Raw genomic sequence first — 19,664 nt, forward strand, 5'->3', positions numbered from 1 at the left:
CATCTCAGCATCCGATGCATTATTTAATAATCGCGAATTTTAGAATGCACATTTTTAAGATAAGCCTTTAAAATAAAAAGTAAGGGCGAGATAGTACCGACGCTATGCCCTAAAAATCTTAATGACGTAAATAAAAAATGGGCGTAATCAGCTGTCTATCATTAGAAACTATAGGTAAGTCCGCCATTAATTGATCTCCCCATGCCAGGGAATAATGTATTACTCTTTTTCGAGGTGACTTCTCGCTCCGTTGCCGAGGCTGTGGCATAACGTTTATCGGTCAAATTATCCATACTGAGATAAGCAGACCAGCCGTCAGGATGGCGATAATCGACTTTCATTCCCCATACCGCATATTTATCGCGAGCCTGTATATCCGTGCGATTAAGATGATCAATCGGCGTTATTTCCGGCAACCAATGCAGATTTGGCCCAAAACTCCAATTATTCCATTTATATAAAACCTCTGCGGCAATAATTTGCTTCGGAATACCGCCAATTCTCTTTCCGCTATATTCTCCGCCGCGGAAACGAAAATCGTTATAAGTCCATGCCAAACGATATTCAATACTGTTATCACTGATCGGAATATGCCCTTTCAGTCCAACCTCTGCCCCTTGATGGCGGGTTTTATCCGCGTAGTTAAAAGTGCCAATCGAGTTACCTTCGCTGTCATAAGTGGTAATCAGCTCATCGTCAATCAAGCTGCGATATAGCGTCACGTCCCACTTTAGGCTGCGGGTTAACGCACCTTCACCTCCCACTTCCCACGTCACGGCTTTTTGTGGGCGTAGCGCGGTCAGCTCTCCTTTGTTGGAGATAATCTCACGAAAACTCGGCGCTTCATGGCTCCAGTTCAAACTGGTAAACCAACGCAGATCGCTGCTGGGCGACCAAACTGCACCCAGTTTAGGTGAGAGAAAATACCAATCCTGATCCAGCCCATTGCGCTTATCGCGGGATTTTGCATTACGAACGGAATGCGTACCTTTTAAATCAGTATCAACGCGTAATTGTTCTGTTATCTGCCAGCCGGCACCAAAAGCCAGATTCTGATTTTCTGCCAACATGGTGTACGCACCGAGCAGCTTGAAATTATCGGGCGTTCCGCGCCGATTTTGCCGTAAATCTCTTTCCATATCAGAACGTTCTGCCGAGGCCCCGAGGCGATAATCCCAAGCCCCCCGCTGTAGCTCGGTTCGCCACTGCGCGCCGTAAGTGTTACTAGCGCTGAGCACGTAGACCATCGGCGTCACGAAGTTATCGTGAGTATGCTGTGCCCAAATGCCCAGTTCATTTTTCCAATTCTCTCCCCGCCAGCTAAGGCGATTGGCGATTCGAGCCTGCTCGACATTACGGTGAGGATCGCGCGTCCATACCATTGGAAAAACCGAACGCGGATCGGCCTGTACCTTCTCTTGGGATAAAGAACCCGCCACATCAAACGCAAGATCGGTCCAGCTAAACCAGGTTCGACTAGCAAAATTCTCACCTTCATAGCCAATATTGGCTCTGACCGCATTACGCCGTGAAAACGAATGCTGCCGATAACCGCTAAAACGATCGCCACTCACGCTAATGCGTCCATCCAGATTGCCTTCGCTACCGCCCAGCGCGCCCTGCCATCCCTGACGACCAAAGCTACCGTATTCGTAGCGTGCCCGCCCGTTTTCGTCGGCTCCGGTATAAGACATAAAATCAATCTCGCCGCCGAGTGCGTTGCTCACCGGATGGGTGGCATTTGCTCCTCGCCGCGCACTGATAATTTTACTTTCGCGAGGCTCCAACAGGCTAATATGAAAACCACCGTCGGCATCATTTAACGGTAGCCCATCCTGTAATAAAGTGACACCCCGTGACAAAGGCGCACTTTGCACGCCAGAGCCGCGAATATTCAACCGCGGTTGATCGACCCCGCCAAAAAAATTCTGTATCACCAAGCCCGGCTGATAATCCAGTGCGTCCTGCAAAGTCCCCAGACGCCCCTCATCCCCAGGCGTAATCAGATTTGTTCCTCCGGCAATTCTGGTCAACTTGCCCTGTTCCTGCTGATAAGAACTGCGCAGCATGCTTTCAGGCGAAACCGCTTGGCCAGTAACCTCCATGTAAGACTGGTGTTCATCTTCAACAGGTTTAGCCTGTAATGCTGTGGCTGGCGTTAAAATAAAAAAAGAAAGTAATAAATGGGGTTTATAGATTCCATTCATCTGAACCGTCCATAACTGCAATATAAAATAAAGGATAAACCCACAGCGTCACTAAATAATAAAAACAAAAACAACGACCAAAGCCATTATTTAATTTAAGGATATAATATATTAATTTCCAAAGACAATATCGGCAAAGTAATTAACGGTCAAGAATAAATAATTCACCACAGAAAACATGCCTATATACCGTAGTTAAACACTATTTTTATTTTTTGCATCTTCTTATATATTCAAAATATCTAAAGAGGATAAATTATTAACATGAAACAAACAAAAACAATAAAAAAGCAAAACCTTTATCTGTTAATAAAACTAATAGATAAACAGTGAAATAAAGATACGTCATTGCATAATTATGAAAGCCATTTCATAGGTTCAGATAATATATAAAGCCAGACGCTTATAGCATAAAACAAATCAGGCCCGCTTTCGCGAGCCTGAAGGGCTAAAGTAAACCGAATAAAAAACGCTCAGTTAGCGTCTTTCATCCACACCGGTTTTTGCGTCATATGAATGTACAGTTCTTCAACTTTGGTACGCGCCCAAGGGGTTCGACGTAAAAACTTCAAACTGGATTTAATGCTGGGATCGCTGATAAAACAGTTAATGCGAATGCGATAAGCCAGTTCTTCCCAACCATAATGCTCCACCAGCTTGGTCAATAATTGCTCCAGCGTAATTCCGTGGAGAGGATCTTTCGACAAGTGGTCGCTCATTATATATCTCACGTGTTATTAGGTGACGAATTTATCAGCCGCACACATTAATCAGGAATGACGGATGCGACAAGCAGAAAATCCCGATTTATCACATCCGCCTCTAACGGCTTACTTTCTTAACAACCCGCCATCATGAAATAGCTATAAACTGCTGCCGCAATTTATGTACCTGATCTCGCAATTCAGCCGCCTGCTCAAACTCAAGGTTCTGTGCATGAACATACATTTGCGCTTCCAGCTCGCTAATTTTGCGGTCCAACGCCTTCGGTGTCAGCGCATCATAGCTGGCCGCATTTTCTGCCGCCGCCTTGCCGCCTTTACCTCTGCCTTTGCCACGTAGAGACGGCTGACCCAATTGCAATATATCACCGACTTTCTTATTCAGGCCCTGTGGCACTATGCCCAAGGCTTCGTTATGTGCCTGCTGTTTCGCCCGACGACGTTCGGTTTCACCGATGGCTTTTTCCATCGAGGCAGTGATTTTGTCACCGTAAAGGATAGCTTTACCGTTTAGGTTACGCGCTGCCCGACCAATGGTCTGAATCAATGAGCGCTCAGAGCGCAAGAAACCTTCTTTATCCGCATCTAAGATAGCCACCAGCGAGACTTCCGGCATATCCAAACCTTCTCGCAGCAAGTTTATACCTACCAGCACGTCAAACTCACCGAGGCGCAGATCACGAATAATTTCTACCCGCTCGACGGTATCAATATCAGAATGCAGATAACGTACCCGTTCGCCATGCTCGACCAGATAATCGGTCAAATCCTCGGCCATACGTTTAGTCAGCGTAGTGACCAGTACCCGTTCGTTAATCGCCGCCCGCTTGCGAATTTCTGACAGCAAATCATCCACCTGTGTCGCAACTGGCCGTACTTCGATAATAGGGTCCAATAGACCGGTTGGACGCACCACCTGCTCAACCACTTCCCCGCCGGATTTCTCTAGCTCGTATTTGCCCGGCGTTGCCGAAACGTAGATGGTTTGCGGAGCCAACGCCTCAAACTCTTCAAAGCGCATTGGGCGGTTATCCAAAGCCGACGGCAGACGGAAACCGTATTCCACCAGCGTTTCTTTCCGCGAACGGTCGCCTTTGTACATACCGCCGATTTGCGGAATAGTCACGTGGGATTCATCCACGATCAGCAAACCGTCGGCAGGCAAATAGTCAAACAGTGTCGGCGGCGCCTCTCCCTCTCCGCGCCCGGATAAGTAACGTGAATAGTTTTCGATCCCAGAGCAGTATCCCAATTCATTCATCATTTCCAAATCAAATTGGGTTCGCTGAGTCAGACGCTGTTCTTCTACCAGTTTATTGTTCTCCAGTAGTACTTTACGCCGCTGCGCTAGCTCGACTTTAATGTCTTCCATCGCTTGCAAAATGCGTTCTCGCGGCGTGACATAGTGCGTTTTCGGATACACGGTAAAACGTGGAACTTCCTGATGCAGCTGGCCCGTCAGGGGATCAAACAACGATAAACGCTCCACTTCCTCATCAAACAGCTCCACTCTCAGCGCCAATTCATCAGACTCGGCAGGGAAAATATCAATCACTTCTCCGCGCACCCGGAAAGTCCCGCGCTGGAACGCCTGATCGTTGCGGGCATATTGCAACTCCGCCAGCCGACGTAAAATCGCTCGCTGATCGATAATCATTCCTTTGGTCAGATGCAGCATCATTTTCAGATACAAATCCGGATCGCCCAGACCGTAGATAGCAGAAACCGAGGCTACCACCACCACATCGCGCCGCTCCAGCAGGGCTTTGGTGGCGGAAAGCCGCATCTGTTCGATATGCTCGTTTACCGACGCATCTTTCTCGATAAAAGTATCAGAACTGGGGACGTAGGCTTCTGGCTGGTAATAATCGTAGTAGGAAACAAAATATTCCACCGCATTATCCGGAAAAAATTCTTTCATTTCGCCATACAGCTGTGCCGCCAGCGTCTTATTGGGTGCCAAAATCATGGTTGGCCGATTCAGATCGGCGATCACATTCGCCACGGTAAAAGTCTTACCCGAGCCGGTAACCCCTAGCAGCGTTTGGTGCGCGAGGCCATTTTCCAGACCTTCTTCCAGTTGACGGATCGCCTCTGGCTGATCGCCGGCAGGCTTAAACTCAGAATGCAGTTTGAATAATTTACTCATGAATTAGCTACCCGATGGAGAATCACGCGCGGTTAGGAAGCTAATTATGCGAGCCTCCCAGATTTTTTCCACTGCTATGATACTGGATATAAAACCAGCATCAAGTATAAATATAGGGAAAAGAGCGCGGGTTCTGGCACGAAACACCCTGTTATCTCGATTCCATATTGCCATTTGCATGACAATACCCCATTTATCCCCAGAAAGAGGCTGTTGTTAACCTCTGTAAAACAAATTGATTAAAGATCATACATAACCACCAGTGTTAAATATTCAAGTCTTGATTTTAATTAACTTATTGTAATTTATATATATTTATAAAAAGAAGAGAATCCAGACAACGGGAGCATAAGCCGCGTCCTCTCTCGCTTGCGACTAGTTTTCTATGTCTCATGCACAAGGTTATCCACAGGAATAGTGGATAACTCACTCAATCCCGTCTGTGGTGCGAGCTGGGGAAAACCGCTGGTTAAGGTAAAAATAGGCCCAAATAGGATTTTTTAGTCATTTTTTTACATTTTTATTTCTCCATTTATTTCAATTAGTGCTAAATATCCCCCTTGCTAATTTGCTATTCGCCGCCTACACGAGTCATCCGCCGCGCAACCGATTAAAATTGTTTCTTTTTTGCACCATGCTCCCTCAGGGTGGCACCACCAAGGTGCAACCGCCATCCCACAGCCGCTGGCGATTTATGCCATTTCCGATAAATTTCACGCAAGTGGCCAAATAATTTCATTACATTGTCTTAACATAATGTTTTTTTCTTATGCGTTAGCAATCTGGCTCGAGAGTTGCTTATTTCACTGTGATTAGGCGTAACAGAAGCGTGATAGTAGGAGCCACGTTCCTGTGTTAATAGGCCAGACTGAGTACCGAAAACGGCTGTTTAGCAGTGAAAATCACCGTTAGCCGCAAGTTAATATCTGAAACTGGTTATTTATCACTTCTTTATGCCAAAACGTTTTTTCATATCTTGAGATTTTTATGCTGAGGATTGGCCTAGCGGCAGCAAAAGTTGCTCGCAGAACTTAGCCAGCCTTCGCCCTCCGCACCTAGCCAAGCGAGGAGATTTTCTGATGCTACGTTTACAATCGGTCAATCAATTTTATGGTCACACCCATATTTTATGGGATATCAATCTTGAGTTACCTCCCGGCCAATGCACCTGCCTGATAGGCCGCAATGGCGTAGGAAAAACCACGCTGATCAATTGCATAATGGGTCATATTCCAGTGGAAAGCGGCACGATGGTTTGGCAACCTGGGGATGAACCGGCTGAAAACCTGCTTCAACAACCGGTAGAGCGACGAACCGCACTGGGGATTGGCTATGTCCCACAAGGACAGCCAATCTTCTCTCAACTGAGCGTGGAGGATAATTTGCTGGTCGCGCTACTGGCTGGGCGTCATAAAGATCGGGTTATCCCCCACTGGATCTATGATTTCTTTCCGTTTTTACACCAGCAGCGCCGTCAGCGCGGCGGAGAGCTAACGCGTAACCAACAGCAACTGCTGGCATTAGCACGCGCGTTAGTCCCCGAACCGGAATTGCTGATCCTGGATGAACCAGGCTGCTGTGGTCAGCCCGCGCTGAATGCGGAAATTGGCAGTGTCATTCGCCAGTTATGCCAAGATATTGGCCTGACAGTGTTACTGGTTGAACACCGGTTGGCGAACATTCAGCAAGTGGCCGATCGCTTTTATTTGATTGATGAGGGGAGAAATGTGGCGCAAGGAAAATTAGCGCTATTAGATGACGATTTGATCACCGAATACTTAACGGTTTGATAAATCTGTTATTCGAAATAAGTATTGATATGAGGCTCGAGCGAGTACATCACCTGCGGCATTATTCAATTTAATGACCGCAGGTGTTGAGAATGAAATTTGTTTATCCCGAAGCTACGCAGACGGTGTGCTTTTATGTAATAAATTAGTCATTACCGTGATTCAGCAACGAGAAACCGTTTCGAACGCTTGCTTTAATACCCCACGATTCAGGAAAGTGATCGGGGTATTCCCTGCCAAATCTTCTGCGGCGGCCAACGCGAATTCATCTCTGAGCGAGATCTGGGTCGCGGAAATGCTCATATCCTGCTTCTCAACGCCTTTCTCATTGAAAAGCATATGTACTTTTACCTGGGAGCTAATATGACTTTGATGATCTTTCGCCGCTTCTAATGTTTCTGCGGTTTTACCAAACTGGCTAATCGGCCAGGTCAATTTAATATCAATATCCACGCCATTATCTTTACTCACCACAAAGCTGACGCTAGGTTTACCGACTTTCATCCAGATATTATCGGCAAGAATCAGGTCGGGTGCCTGACGAGTAAACTGTCCGAGAACTTGATCCTGAACGGCCGAAACAATACTTTCAGGGACCAAATAACGGCTCATTGCCATTAAACTCATTGGGTTATTATCCACCATTTCAGATAATTGCCCCAGCTGTCCCCTTTGTGCATGAGTCAGTTCTTGTCGATCGTATCCTATTATATTTTGCAGCTGTGAGAATAACTGATTCCCCATTCCCAACGCCCAACGACCGTAACTTTGGTGGCGATTATCCACTTTAAGATCGATACCGGCCTTAAAAGCGTCGATGAAAGCGCCATCGGCAAAATAGGAGGCCACTTCTTCTGGATGATGAACCGGTGTACGAAATTGGTTATCCATAAAATCCACCAATTTTGCCGGCGGTGAATGTTCCCTAGAATGATTGACCGAGATAGTCTCAGTTCCCCCAGACCAATTTTGGGCAAGTTTGATTTCCGCATCAGGTATTCTGGATAAAAATATTCTTATCTCTTTGCATTGTTGCTGGAATGATTGACGTATTCCATCCGGCAATTCCGCGATTTTCTTGTCAAGAATACCGTCTTGTTTTGTGGCGTGAGCCATCATGACGATACTGGCGAAATTTTTGCTCGTCATATCCTTTGTTACCGCCAAATCACTTGGCCAGCATTCTGAGAATACGCTCGATAGTTCTTTTTCGCTGAGAGGGAGCTGTAATAAATTCTGAATATTATCTAATTGCTTACAAACCGTACTGACCAAACTGGGGACACTTCCCGCGATGGCTTCTAGGGTGGGTAAACCGAACGGTGCTGGCGGCAGTGATGCCGGATCAGAAGTTAAGGATTGGTGTAATTTCCAGGCCGCCATGTGATGTAAAGGCGACGTTGGTTTATATTCTGGTCTGTCCAATATGGCGCGTTTTAATGCCGACATAAACGTGGCCGAAATTATTTTCCCGCCAGTATAGCCAGACAAGGTATTCTCTAATGCCAACTTGAGGACATTTTCGCCCCCTTTCTGCTCGGTTAACGCCACCAGCACTCTTTCTACCGCATGATCTTGTAATAATACCGGACCAAGACATTGGGCAATACCTGAGGCGATATTTTGCGCCAACCCGCTTTGACCTTTAGATTGTAAAATAAGCTCGACCAACGGGCCGACACCTTTATCAACTTGATCAAGCGTATTGCCAAAGAGTACGCTTCGCCCTTGATTCACAATCTCGGCGCTACGTTTCCCAAGCGTCTTATTGGAAATAAGCGCATTTTTCCCAAGGGTTACCGTGTCTGAAATTATTTTCTTGGCCAGCTCGTCACGTTTATCCGAACCACCAGAAATACGGCTCACTAGGCTGTTTAATAGATGACTTCGATCAAGCGCCGTGTAAGCCAAAATCTGCATACCGAATCTTGGTAAAGAAATATTATTCATGTTTACCTCGGCCGTTGAAAGCTGTCATTAACCCGATATGCTCCCGAATGGGTGCCAGATAATTTGGCAATCTGCGGTAAATTCTGCTGCCAGTACTGAACCTGATCGACCAAAACCTCAATACGGTCAATCGCCTCTTCTGGCGTCATTTTATTTAAATCGAATAAACAGAATAACAGCACCCGCTGCCCACCCGCGTCATAGCCAAACCAGCAGCGGTTTGTCGCAATGCCAAATAATTGAATTTGTAATAGTGAAGCAAAAAAATCTTCCGACAACACAGAGGTAATATTCATTACCGGAGAAAATAAATATAGGTTGTTATCGTGATTCTCAAAAGTAACATTAATGTTTTTATCAAATTGAATCGTGCATCCGCCGCTCTTTGCTGCAGTGTCAAGATCCAGATTCGTTCCAGTAGAAAGTAGTTTTAATAGTTCTGGAAAGGTCATGCCATTACCTCTGGTATAAATTAAAAAAGATGAGAAATAAACCAGATGACATGCATTGGCTTTTAAAATAACGCTAAATATTATTCCTAATATTAATTAAACATTGACTGATATTATGTTAACCACTAAAACTACATTATAAGTAATGAGTCAGAAACCCAAATGGTATTAATCATCAATTTAATACTGGAGTAGCCGCAGGGGTAAAACATAGATAAATTGATGACATAGGACTAACTAATCTAGCGTTAATCAGCCTTATTAAGTGGATTTACATTATCACGACCAGTTTTATTTTCTTTCAAATAACGACCATAAATAGATTGTGTGAATTAAATTCCATAATCTATTTATGGTCGCAGAGTTATTGAAAGAACGATGCCATTCTCTTGATTTTTTAAGAAAAAACAGCCGATTACCTGACCAACCTACAAATATCCCCTCTGAATCAAACCTGCCCTCAATAGTTTAACCGACGAATATCCAGATACTCACCTAGCGGATGTCCCGCCACTTCAGGCAGATGTGGAATTACACCGAGTAACGGTGCGGCAATCATCGTCGTCAGGCTTGCCAAATACTCTTCCTGCCGCTTCCCGGCAGGCACAACGTAATTCGCTATCCAACCTGCCAACGGCAACCCGGCAAACGCAATCGCCTGAGCGGTAAGCAGAGCATGATTGATGCAACCCAGCTTCACGCCAACCACCAGAATGACGGGTAATTTCTCCTGCATCACCCAATCGGCGAAAGTAAATTGCTCAGACAATGGAGTAAACCAGCCGCCGGCCCCCTCCACCAGCACCCAATCAGCCCGCTGTTCCAGCTCTCGCAAGCCTCTGGATAAAATGGGAAAATCGATAGGACGCCCTTCTTCCGCGCTCACAATATGCGGTGAGGTTGGCTCCAGAAAAGTCAGCGGATTCACCTGTTGATAACTTAGAGGTTGGTTACTGTTGGCCTGTAAAGCAAGGGCATCACTGTTGCGTAGCCCTTCGGCGGTCATTTCGCTACCGGAAGCCACTGGCTTATAGCCAGCGGTGCGATAACCTTGAATATTGGCGGCCTGTAACAGTGCGCAACTAGCCAGCGTTTTCCCTACATCAGTATCAGTTCCGGTTACAAACCAGCGTTTAATCACGATAAATTACTCCATAAACCAATTGGTAACTCAGCGGATAAAGACCATTTTGGTGAGGATAAGCCGCTTGTAGCGCCGCCAGTCGACGTCGCCCGGTCAACCCATTATCTCGCCCCTGATGCAAATGAGTGGCACCAATCCCCTGCAAGGAGCGCATTAGCTCGATAAGATCGTTAAAATACTGGTGATGCATGCGTTGCGTTATTTGATAACGAAAACCACCACAGGCAGCCGTTATATCCTCCAACGGCAGAAATTCATTCACATGGCGCTGACCATCAACCTGCTGCCAAGCTTGCCCTAATTCATCAAGAGAACCCGCGGCCAAAGTCGAAAATAAAATGATGCCGCCGGGCTGAGTGACCCGATACAGCTCGTTTAAGGCGACGCGCAAATGGCCGCACCATTGCACCGCCAGATTGCTGAAACAAATATCCACCGACTCATTCGACAGAGGAATATGTTCAATGTCGCCTAACAAGTATTCATCGGCGGCCTGCTGCTGTCTGGCAAACGCCAGCATGCCAGGCGCCAGATCTAATGCGGCCACTTTTTTGCCCATATCTCGCCAGCGACGACTGAAATAACCGGTGCCACAGCCCGCGTCCAGCACCTTAGCACCAGAGTGTCCTTGACCCAATCCCAGCAAAATTTCACCGGTTTCGCGCTGTAAAGCGGCCGCACCATCGTAGCTACCTGCCGCACGGCTAAAGGCGCTGGCTATTGCCTGTTTATTCACGGTATCAATGGCAAGTGGCATGTAGCACCTCCAGTAATCTTTCGATATCAGCCGGTTGATGAGCGGCGGTCAAAGTAATACGCAGGCGAGCGCCGCCGGGAGGAACGGTCGGTGGACGAATGGCGGTCACCCACAGCCCTTCATCCCGCAATCGCTGCGCCAAGGAGAGAGCCTGCTGATTATCGCCGACAATCAGCGGCTGAATGGCGGTATCTGACGCGGTTAACTGCAATGGCAAGCTGGCCGCTCCCTGACGGAACTGCCCTAGATTCTGTTGTAGACGCTGGCGTAAATCATCACCATGCTGAATACGTTTTAGCGCCGTCTGCAAGGCATAAGCCTGCGCTGGCGGCATGGAAGTGCTGTAAATCAGATGGCGGGCAAATTGCAGCAAATACTCGGCGACCGGCTGCGAGCACAACACGGCGGCACCGCTCAGCCCAAAAGCTTTACCAAAAGTCACGACCAGCAACTCAGGTTTTACCCCTTGCTGCCAGCAACTGCCGCGTCCTTCATCGCCTCTGACACCAATGCCATGGGCGTCATCTACCAATAGCCAGGCACCCGCCGCCGACGCGCGCTGGTACAAATCCGCCAGCGGCGCACTGTCGCCATCCATACTAAATACCCCTTCGGTCACCACCAATGTTTGGCCGGAGCATGATTTATCCAGCAGATTTTGCAGGGATTCGGGCTGATTATGCTGAAAGCGACGAAGCTGAGCCGGTGAACTCACCGCGGCTTCCAGTAAGGAGGCGTGGCTAAGGCGATCGGCTAATACCCGATCGTCCGCGGCGGTTAAAGCCGCCAGCAGCGCCTGATTAGCGGCATAACCGGAAATAAATAACAGCGCGCGAGAATATCCCAGCCAATCGGCCAGTTGTTGCTCCAGATCGGCGTGCGCCTGCGTGTAACCTGTGACATGCCCAGAACCACCACTACCGACACCGTAGCGAGCGGCGCCCTGCTGCCAAGCGGCAATCACCGTCGTATCCTGACTTAATCCCAGATAATCATTCCCGGAAAAATTCAGATATGAGTGATTCTCCACCTGCAGAAAGCGCCCAGTGGAACCCTGATTGACCTGACGTCGGCGGTAGGCGGCCTGCGCCAACCGCTGCTGCAAGCCTTGATTGATCTTATGCTGCCAACTCATCAGACCGCCGCGTTATAAAACTGTGGCGTATCGCTGTATTTGATGCGGTCAGTCAGCTCCTGCTGTTGCTGACGATCGCCGTGCTCCGTGCCCGTTTGCTGAGGATTCAAGCCCAGTTTGCGAAATAGCTGTAAGTCTTTGTCTTCATCCGGATTGGGCGTTGTTAACAGCTTGCAACCGTAGAAAATCGAGTTGGCTCCTGCCATAAAGCACATCGCCTGGGTTTGCTCGCTCATTTGTTCACGACCTGCGGACAGGCGCACGTAAGAGGTCGGCATCATGATACGTGCAACGGCAATAGTGCGAATAAAATCAAAAGCATCCACGTCTTCGTTATTTTCCATCGGCGTGCCTTTGACCTTCACCAGCATATTGATCGGCACGCTTTCCGGCGGCTTAGGTAAGTTTGCCAACTGCACCAATAATCCGGCACGATCTTTAATGCTCTCACCAAGGCCGACAATGCCGCCGGAACAGACTTTAATCCCCGCTTCACGTACTTCCCCCAGCGTATCCAAACGTTCCTGATAGCTACGGGTAGTGATGATGTTGCCGTAAAACTCCGGCGAGGTATCCAGATTGTGGTTGTAGTAATCCAGCCCCGCATCCGCCAGACGGTGTGCCTGACTTTTATCCAGCGTTCCTAAGGTCATACAGGTTTCCATTCCCATCGCCTTCACGCCCTGCACCATTTGCTCAAGATACGGCATGTCCCTCTGATGGGGATTTTTCCACGCCGCGCCCATACAAAAGCGTGTTGAACCGGCGGCTTTGGCTTTCTTTGCCGATTCCAATACTTGCTCAACCTGCATTAAACGCTCGCTTTCCAGGCCGGTTTTATAACGGGAGCTTTGCGGGCAATATTTACAGTCCTCCGGACAGGCACCGGTTTTAATCGACAACAAAGTGCTGACCTGAATCTGACGCGGATCAAAATGCTGACGATGAATTTGTTGAGCTTCAAACAATAACTCTAACAACGGTTTATCAAACAGGGCCTGGGCTTGCCCTACTGTCCAGTGAATGCGATCTGCCATATTGGCATCTCCAGAAAATGAGAAAAGTCTCGTCAGTTTAAGTAAACTCGATATACTGTCAACCATTCCATGGTTAATTTAGTTTACAACAGATCCTTATGACACCTTCCGATCTTGCCTTTGACCAACGCCACATCTGGCATCCTTACACCTCAATGACTCAGCCGCTACCGTGTTATCCAGTAGTCTCTGCCAGTGGCGTCGAACTACAATTATCCGATGGCCGGCTGCTTATTGATGGCATGTCGTCGTGGTGGGCTGCCATACAGGGTTATAACCATCCACGGTTGAATCAGGCGGTTACTGAGCAACTAGGGATAATGTCTCATGTGATGTTCGGCGGTATTACTCATCCGGCGGCTGTTGCGCTGTGCAGACAATTGGTCGCCATGACTCCCGATACGCTGGAATGCGTATTTTTAGCCGATTCAGGCTCGGTGGCCGTGGAAGTCGCATTGAAGATGGCGTTGCAGTATTGGCAGGCCAAAGGAGAGAGACGTCAGCGTATTTTGACGCTGCGCCACGGTTATCACGGCGATACTTTTGGCGCGATGTCGGTGTGCGATCCGCAAAACTCCATGCATAGCCTGTATGAAGGTTATCTGGCTAATCATCTGTTTGCTGACGCGCCGCAGTGCCGTTTCGATGAAGAGTGGAATCCAGACGATATCCACGATTTTTCCCACAAAATCGAACAATATAACGGCGAAATTGCCGCCGTTATTCTCGAACCCATCGTGCAGGGTGCCGGAGGGATGCGGATTTATCATCCGGCTTATTTGCGTGAAGTTAGAGCTTTGTGCGATCGATACCATATTTTGCTGATTGCTGACGAAATCGCCACTGGCTTTGGGCGCACCGGCAAGCTATTTGCCTGCGAACACGCGGAAATCGTGCCGGATATTCTTTGTCTCGGCAAAGCCCTCACCGGCGGCTATATGACACTTTCCGCTACGTTAACCACCCGTCAGGTCGCTGAAACTATCAGTAATGGTGATGCCGGTTGCTTTATGCATGGGCCAACCTTTATGGGGAATCCGCTGGCCTGCGCCGTGGCGGTAGCGAATTTGGCTTTGCTGGCAGACAACCACTGGCAACAGCAGGTGCAAAGCATCGAAGCACAATTACAGCGTGAATTATTGCCGCTGGCCGCGATGCCTGGCGTTGCCGATGTGCGAGTGCTAGGAGCAATAGGCGTGGTCGAAATGGAAAACGCGGTTAATGTGGCACGTTTACAGCGCGGCTTTGTCGAACGGGGCGTATGGATTCGACCCTTTGGCAAACTGATTTACCTGATGCCGCCGTATATTATTCAGCCGGAACAACTTACCCGTCTAACCCAAGCGATTATCGCGGCCATCGCAGAATAAGCCGGTTTATTGGCATTAAAAAAGCAGCGACCTATTTACAGAGCGCTGCTTTATCATTTGTTTCTCAACCCGTTATTACACTGATAACAGACTGAAATCTAAAGATGGATTATCCATGTTTAGGCGTCAGAATACTCACCCACATCGGGCCTTTACCCACCGGATAACGCCCTAGCGTCGTTAATTGTCCCTTTGCCGGGTCAATCCGACACACTTCGATATGATCGGATTTTTGACCGGACGCAATCAGGAACTGGCCACGATTATCGATATTAAAGCCGCGAGGCTGTGCTTCCGTCAGATGATGACCAACCAGAGAAATTACACTGCCGTCCTCAGAAACGCTGAAAATACCCAGCAGGCTGGCGGTGCGGTCGCTGATATATAAATAACGACCATCCGGTGTGATATGAATATCTGCCGCCCAGCGAGTATCAGCAAAATCGGCTGGCATCGCATCCAGCGTCTGAACCATTCGGTATTGCTGACCGTTATCTTCAATCTGAAACACATCAACCGTACCGTTTAGCTCATTCACACAGTAAGCCACTTTATGGTTAGGGTGGAATGCCATATGACGTGGGCCAGCGCCAGCTGCGGTGGAAACACCCATCTGATCGTGTGGGGTCAATTTACCGTTTAAGCTCAGATCGAACAGACGGATGCGGTCTTCTTTCAGGCAAGGGACTAACAGAATCTGGTTAGTAGGATCGATATTGGCTGAATGCGGTGCGGTCAAGCCATCGATTTGTTGAATCGGTGCTTGCACATGGCCGTGTTCATCAATAGGGCTGACGCTAACGCAGTTGAAACTGTAGGACGCCGAGAACAGAAAACGACCTTGTAAATCGGTAGAAATATGCGTCGGGCTGCCGGGCAACGGTGCCATACTCACTTCCTGCAATTGACCATCAGCAGCAATGCGATAAGTGACAATGCCAAAATCTGGGCGCACGCCTACGTACAAATGGCGCTGGTCGGGGCTTATCGCCATTGGCTGTACCTGCCCCGGCACGTCAACGGTTTGCAGCAGCGTTAAAGCCCCTGCCGTATCCAATTGCCAGACGTGGATCTGCTGGCTGTCTGGGCTTGCCACATAAACCACTTGATTCATCGCTACTCCTTAATCATGCATGCTAGTCAAATTATTGCCGTGACGCGGCTAACTGAATCCTAGCTTACCTGACCGGGCAGGCATAACAACTTTCAGCAGCAGAACAACGGTTTTGGCAAAATAACCCTCGTTTTAACAGAATAATCCCTCAGGCCAACTAACGATTCTCTGTCACTATCACGGCTTACTTACCCTGCCGCTGCGTTTACGGATTGATTAGGTGTGCGCTCTGATCGCCAGAATGGTCAGGAAATCAACCTGTTCAGTTTAATCCCTCACCTATCCGGTGTAACATCGGTTCAATGTGTATGACTCATCGACTAAATAATGAGACCGCTATGACCTATCGCGTAATTGCTCTGGATTTGGACGGCACCCTATTAGATCATCAGAAACGTATCCTGCCAGAATCGCTCGCAGCATTGGCTGACGCTCGCGCTGCCGGAGTGAAAGTGGTGGTGGTGACAGGCCGCCATCATGTGGCAATTCACCCGTTTTATCAGGCTTTGGCGCTAGATACACCAGCCATTTGCTGCAATGGAACCTATCTCTACGATTATCAGGCGAAACAGGTGCTAGCTTCAGATCCGCTATCAGCTCAACAGGCGGTTCAGGTGATTCAGCTACTGGATCACGCTGAGATTCATGGTCTGATGTACGTGGATGACGCCATGCTGTATCAGCATCTTAACGGCCACGTTAGCCGCTCAATTAACTGGGCCGGAAATTTACCCGAACATCAGCGCCCGACGATCGTGCATGTGGATAGCCTACACGACGCGGCTCACAGCGTCAGTTCCATCTGGAAATTCGCCACTTCCCACGCCGATACCAACAAACTGCAAGCTTTCGCCACTATGGTGGAAGACGAATTGGGTCTGGCCTGCGAATGGTCGTGGCACGATCAGGTGGATATTGCGCAGGCGGGCAATAGCAAAGGCAAACGTCTGCAACAATGGGTTGAATCTCAAGGAATGAGCATGAAGGACGTAATTGCCTTCGGCGATAACTTTAACGATTTGAGTATGCTGGAAGCCGCCGGTTTGGGCGTGGCAATGGGTAACAGCGCCGATGCCATTAAACAGCGTGCCGATCTAGTGATCTCGGATAACGAGCAGCCGGGTATCGCCGCTGCCATTCGTCAGCATGTATTAGCGTGACGCGTTTGGAAATGCAGAATTGATTCATCAAAAGGCTCCAATTATGGAGCCTTCTCGCTGATAAATGCCGTAGGAAAATCGAGCGTGGGCAACAAACTGCCCGTTATTCCCCTTTACGGTTAAACGCAACGCTTTTGATCTGAGCGTACACCCACTGACCCGGTTTTAGCGCCAGTTCATCTCGCGCCCACGGAGTAATTCGCGCCCATAGCCACTGATCGCCGACCGCAAGCTTGACATCAACCTGACCGTCTACGTCTAGACATTCCGCCACTTTTGCCGGAATAATATTGCGAATACTGCTGTTATGCGGCGGTTGTAACACCAAAGACACATCGGCGGCGTTGATTTTAATCCTCAGCATACTGTCCAGCTCGGCGTCCACATGGCCCACCCACAAACGCTGATCGCCCAATGCCAACGCGGTCATCGCGTAACGCTCATGATGGCCAATCACCGCCACTCGCAGGATGCTGCTTGGTTCTTCTCGTTGTAACCAAGGGCGCAAAACGCTACTGGCCCAGACCTCCTCTAAACCGCCGACTGCGCGCACTTTTCCTGCATCCATAACCACCACCCGATCCGCCAGGCGTAGAATCTCATCCATGCTATGGCTGACGTACAGAATGGGAATATTGACGTCCTGAGCCAAACGTTCCAGATAAGGCAATAACTCGCGCTTACGCGGTAAATCCAGCGAGGCTAAAGGCTCATCCATCAACAGCAACTCTGGTGCAGTCAGCAAAGCGCGACCAATCGCCACACGCTGTTTTTCACCCCCGGATAAAGTCATGGGAAAGCGGGATAATAACGGCGAGATTCCCAATAGATTCACGATGGTGTCGAACTGGGAACGCATCGATGCCGCCATGCCGTATTGCAAATTACCTCGTACCCGATAATGCGGGAACAGGCGTGCATCCTGAAACACATAGCCGACTTTACGTTTTTCTGGTGGTAAATAGATCTGTTTTTCCGCATCCACCAGCACCCGACCGTTCAGAACAACTCGGCCTTGCTGCGGCTTAGTTAACCCACCCACCACGTTAATCAGCGAGGTTTTTCCCGCGCCGGACAGCCCAAAAATGGCCGTAATGCCCTGCGCGGGCAGTTCGGCGTTGACCCGCAGATTCAAGTCGCCCAGTTGCTGGCTAAAATCCAGTTCTAACATGCCGCCCCCATGCGTTTTTTACCCCAACGCGCCAACCATTCAGAGAGCAGCAGTGAAACCAGCGACAGTAGAATAGCGATCACACATAGCCGCGCCGCAGCCGCTTCGGCGCCCGGCGTTTCGATCAAAGTATACATGGCCAGCGGGATAGTTCGGGTTTGCCCTGGAATATTGGATACAAAGGTGATTGTGGCGCCGAATTCCCCCAGTGAACGAGCAAATGCCAGCACCGTTCCGGCAATCACTCCGGGTAGAGAAAGTGGCAGCGTGATAGTGAAAAAGACCCGCCACGGATTGGCACCTAACGTTCGAGCGGCCAGTTCCAGTCGAGTATCCACCGCTTCCAGCGCCAGCCGAATAGCTCGCACCATCAGTGGGAAGGCAACCACCGCCGAGGCCAGTGCCGCACCGCGCCAGCTAAAGCTGAAATTAATGCCAAACCAACTATATAGCCATTCGCCTATCACACCGCGTCGCCCCATACTGATCAGCAATAAATAGCCAATGACCACCGGCGGCAACACCAGTGGCAAATGAATAATACTGTCTAACAGTGACTTACCGGGGAAACGGCAGCGGACTAAAATCCATGCCATCAGAATGCCTAACGGCAGACTACAGGCGACAGCGACGCCCGAAACTTTCAGGCTGAGCACTATTGCCTGCCATTCATACTCACTCAATATCATTAGCGTGGGGTAAATCCATAACGTTTGAAAACAGCCGCCGCTTCTGGGCCTTTCAGATAATCATAAAAAGCGCTAACCGTGGCGTTCTCATGGCCTTTGACAATTGCCATTGGGTATTCAACCGGCTTATGACTTTGCTCCGGGAATACACCCACAACTTTCACTTTGTTACTGGCTATAGCGTCAGAGCCGTAAACAATACCCAAAGGCGCTTCTGCGCGCTCAACCAATGCCATCGCGCTACGCACGTTGTTGGCACGAGCCATTTCCGGGGAGAGAGTTGTCCAGGCACCTAAATATTCCAATGCTTCTTTTGCATAAATTCCGGCGGGTACATGATCCGGATCGCCCACAGCCAGACGACCGCCGTCTAACAATTTTTTCCATTCAGTTTGTTTATCGATGGAGATTTTATCCATTTTGCTGTCTTTTGGCGCAATCAGCACCAATTCATTACCGAGCAAAGTGTAGCGGGTATTATCAACAATTTGCTTCTTATCAATGGCATAATCCATCCACTGCTGATCGGCAGAGATAAACAGATCGGCGGGCGCGCCCTGCTCAATTTGACGTGCCAGCGTAGATGAAGACGCATAGGAAGCCACCACGTCGACATTTTTCTCTTTATGATATTGACTGGAAATGTCTTGTAGCGCATTGGTCAGAGAAGCTGCAGCGAAGACGGTGATATTTTCAGCCGCCGCGGCTTGTCCAGACAGCGTTGCAACCACAACCGCACCAACGGCCCATTTACCCCATTGTTTTTCCATTTTCTGCTCCGAGTGAACATATCGTTATGTAATAAATAATATAACGT

General features: G+C 48.8%; 16 protein-coding genes. 3 read left to right on the forward strand and 13 right to left on the reverse strand.

What is annotated here, in order from left to right:
- Positions 1-161: 161 nt before the first annotated feature.
- From AD970_RS02180 to uvrB, 3 genes are all read right to left on the reverse strand, one after another.
- The gene (locus tag AD970_RS02180) at positions 162-2,207 is read right to left on the reverse strand and encodes a TonB-dependent receptor family protein (protein ID WP_049596685.1); all 2,046 of its coding nucleotides are present in this window, start codon (positions 2,205-2,207) and stop codon (positions 162-164) included.
- 473 nt (positions 2,208-2,680) lie between these two features.
- On the reverse strand, positions 2,681-2,926 hold the full coding sequence (locus tag AD970_RS02185) for a VF530 family protein (RefSeq protein WP_049596686.1): 246 nt from the start codon (positions 2,924-2,926) through the stop codon (positions 2,681-2,683).
- A gap of 133 nt (positions 2,927-3,059) precedes the next feature.
- Complete coding sequence (gene uvrB, locus AD970_RS02190) at positions 3,060-5,078, reverse strand: excinuclease ABC subunit UvrB (protein ID WP_049596687.1); 2,019 nt, start codon at positions 5,076-5,078, stop codon at positions 3,060-3,062.
- Between the two features lie 1,079 nt (positions 5,079-6,157).
- On the opposite strand from uvrB, the gene AD970_RS02195 reads away from it, so the two are divergent.
- Positions 6,158-6,868: an ABC transporter ATP-binding protein gene (locus AD970_RS02195; RefSeq protein WP_049596688.1), complete on the forward strand. Its 711-nt coding sequence runs from the start codon at positions 6,158-6,160 to the stop codon at positions 6,866-6,868.
- A 162-nt stretch (positions 6,869-7,030) separates the two neighbouring features.
- Here the strand turns inward: AD970_RS02195 and AD970_RS02200 are convergent, their stop codons facing one another.
- The 6 genes from AD970_RS02200 to bioB form a co-directional block, all read right to left on the reverse strand.
- The gene (locus AD970_RS02200; protein WP_049596689.1) at positions 7,031-8,818 is read right to left on the reverse strand and encodes a hypothetical protein; all 1,788 of its coding nucleotides are present in this window, start codon (positions 8,816-8,818) and stop codon (positions 7,031-7,033) included.
- A 2-nt stretch (positions 8,819-8,820) separates the two neighbouring features.
- On the reverse strand, positions 8,821-9,270 hold the full coding sequence (locus AD970_RS02205; protein ID WP_049596690.1) for a type III secretion system chaperone: 450 nt from the start codon (positions 9,268-9,270) through the stop codon (positions 8,821-8,823).
- Between the two features lie 460 nt (positions 9,271-9,730).
- The gene (bioD, locus tag AD970_RS02210) at positions 9,731-10,411 is read right to left on the reverse strand and encodes a dethiobiotin synthase (protein WP_049596691.1); all 681 of its coding nucleotides are present in this window, start codon (positions 10,409-10,411) and stop codon (positions 9,731-9,733) included.
- A complete protein-coding gene (bioC, locus tag AD970_RS02215) occupies positions 10,404-11,171 on the reverse strand; it encodes a malonyl-ACP O-methyltransferase BioC (RefSeq protein WP_049596692.1) in 768 nt (255 codons plus the stop codon). The genes bioD and bioC overlap by 8 nt, the downstream gene beginning before the upstream one ends.
- Positions 11,155-12,306, reverse strand: a complete 1,152-nt coding sequence (bioF, locus tag AD970_RS02220) for an 8-amino-7-oxononanoate synthase (RefSeq protein ID WP_049596693.1) — start codon at positions 12,304-12,306, stop codon at positions 11,155-11,157. The genes bioC and bioF overlap by 17 nt, the downstream gene beginning before the upstream one ends.
- Positions 12,306-13,343, reverse strand: coding sequence for a biotin synthase BioB (bioB, locus tag AD970_RS02225; RefSeq protein WP_049596694.1), 1,038 nt, complete (start codon positions 13,341-13,343; stop codon positions 12,306-12,308). Before bioB ends, bioF begins: the two co-directional genes overlap by 1 nt.
- A 98-nt stretch (positions 13,344-13,441) precedes the next feature.
- Here bioB and bioA point away from each other — a divergent pair, with 98 nt between their 5' ends.
- Positions 13,442-14,713, forward strand: a complete 1,272-nt coding sequence (gene bioA, locus AD970_RS02230; protein WP_049596695.1) for an adenosylmethionine--8-amino-7-oxononanoate transaminase — start codon at positions 13,442-13,444, stop codon at positions 14,711-14,713.
- A 109-nt stretch (positions 14,714-14,822) separates the two neighbouring features.
- Here bioA and pgl read toward each other — a convergent pair whose 3' ends face one another.
- Positions 14,823-15,827: a 6-phosphogluconolactonase gene (gene pgl / locus AD970_RS02235; protein ID WP_049596696.1), complete on the reverse strand. Its 1,005-nt coding sequence runs from the start codon at positions 15,825-15,827 to the stop codon at positions 14,823-14,825.
- 338 nt (positions 15,828-16,165) lie between these two features.
- Here pgl and AD970_RS02240 point away from each other — a divergent pair, with 338 nt between their 5' ends.
- Entirely contained in the window at positions 16,166-16,987 is an 822-nt protein-coding gene (locus AD970_RS02240; protein ID WP_049596697.1) for a pyridoxal phosphatase, read from the forward strand.
- 103 nt (positions 16,988-17,090) lie between these two features.
- Here AD970_RS02240 and modC read toward each other — a convergent pair whose 3' ends face one another.
- Genes modC through modA form a run of 3 tightly spaced genes read right to left on the reverse strand, consistent with a single transcriptional unit; the run spans position 17,091 to position 19,617 of the window.
- Positions 17,091-18,158 carry a molybdenum ABC transporter ATP-binding protein ModC gene (gene modC, locus AD970_RS02245; RefSeq protein ID WP_049596698.1) on the reverse strand — a complete coding sequence of 356 codons (1,068 nt, stop codon included), beginning with the start codon at positions 18,156-18,158 and terminating at the stop codon, positions 17,091-17,093.
- On the reverse strand, positions 18,152-18,847 hold the full coding sequence (gene modB / locus AD970_RS02250; protein WP_049596699.1) for a molybdate ABC transporter permease subunit: 696 nt from the start codon (positions 18,845-18,847) through the stop codon (positions 18,152-18,154). Before modB ends, modC begins: the two co-directional genes overlap by 7 nt.
- Complete coding sequence (gene modA / locus AD970_RS02255) at positions 18,847-19,617, reverse strand: molybdate ABC transporter substrate-binding protein (RefSeq protein WP_049596700.1); 771 nt, start codon at positions 19,615-19,617, stop codon at positions 18,847-18,849. Before modA ends, modB begins: the two co-directional genes overlap by 1 nt.
- Between the last annotated feature and the right edge of the window lie 47 nt (positions 19,618-19,664).

The organism is Yersinia nurmii (assembly GCF_001112925.1).
Classification (GTDB): domain Bacteria; phylum Pseudomonadota; class Gammaproteobacteria; order Enterobacterales; family Enterobacteriaceae; genus Yersinia; species Yersinia nurmii.

Bases quoted from the DNA above. Each gene is read 5' to 3' on its own strand.
- AD970_RS02180 (WP_049596685.1), bottom strand. From the start codon at position 2,207: ATGAATGGAATCTATAAACCCCATTTATTACTTTCTTTTTTTATTTTA.
- AD970_RS02240 (WP_049596697.1), top strand. From the start codon at position 16,166: ATGACCTATCGCGTAATTGCTCTGGATTTGGACGGCACCCTATTAGAT.
- pgl (WP_049596696.1), bottom strand. From the start codon at position 15,827: ATGAATCAAGTGGTTTATGTGGCAAGCCCAGACAGCCAGCAGATCCAC.
- modA (WP_049596700.1), bottom strand. From the start codon at position 19,617: ATGGAAAAACAATGGGGTAAATGGGCCGTTGGTGCGGTTGTGGTTGCA.
- bioF (WP_049596693.1), bottom strand. From the start codon at position 12,306: ATGAGTTGGCAGCATAAGATCAATCAAGGCTTGCAGCAGCGGTTGGCG.
- modB (WP_049596699.1), bottom strand. From the start codon at position 18,847: ATGATATTGAGTGAGTATGAATGGCAGGCAATAGTGCTCAGCCTGAAA.
- AD970_RS02185 (WP_049596686.1), bottom strand. From the start codon at position 2,926: ATGAGCGACCACTTGTCGAAAGATCCTCTCCACGGAATTACGCTGGAG.
- bioC (WP_049596692.1), bottom strand. From the start codon at position 11,171: ATGCCACTTGCCATTGATACCGTGAATAAACAGGCAATAGCCAGCGCC.
- modC (WP_049596698.1), bottom strand. From the start codon at position 18,158: ATGTTAGAACTGGATTTTAGCCAGCAACTGGGCGACTTGAATCTGCGG.
- bioA (WP_049596695.1), top strand. From the start codon at position 13,442: ATGACACCTTCCGATCTTGCCTTTGACCAACGCCACATCTGGCATCCT.
- AD970_RS02200 (WP_049596689.1), bottom strand. From the start codon at position 8,818: ATGAATAATATTTCTTTACCAAGATTCGGTATGCAGATTTTGGCTTAC.
- uvrB (WP_049596687.1), bottom strand. From the start codon at position 5,078: ATGAGTAAATTATTCAAACTGCATTCTGAGTTTAAGCCTGCCGGCGAT.
- AD970_RS02205 (WP_049596690.1), bottom strand. From the start codon at position 9,270: ATGACCTTTCCAGAACTATTAAAACTACTTTCTACTGGAACGAATCTG.
- AD970_RS02195 (WP_049596688.1), top strand. From the start codon at position 6,158: ATGCTACGTTTACAATCGGTCAATCAATTTTATGGTCACACCCATATT.
- bioB (WP_049596694.1), bottom strand. From the start codon at position 13,343: ATGGCAGATCGCATTCACTGGACAGTAGGGCAAGCCCAGGCCCTGTTT.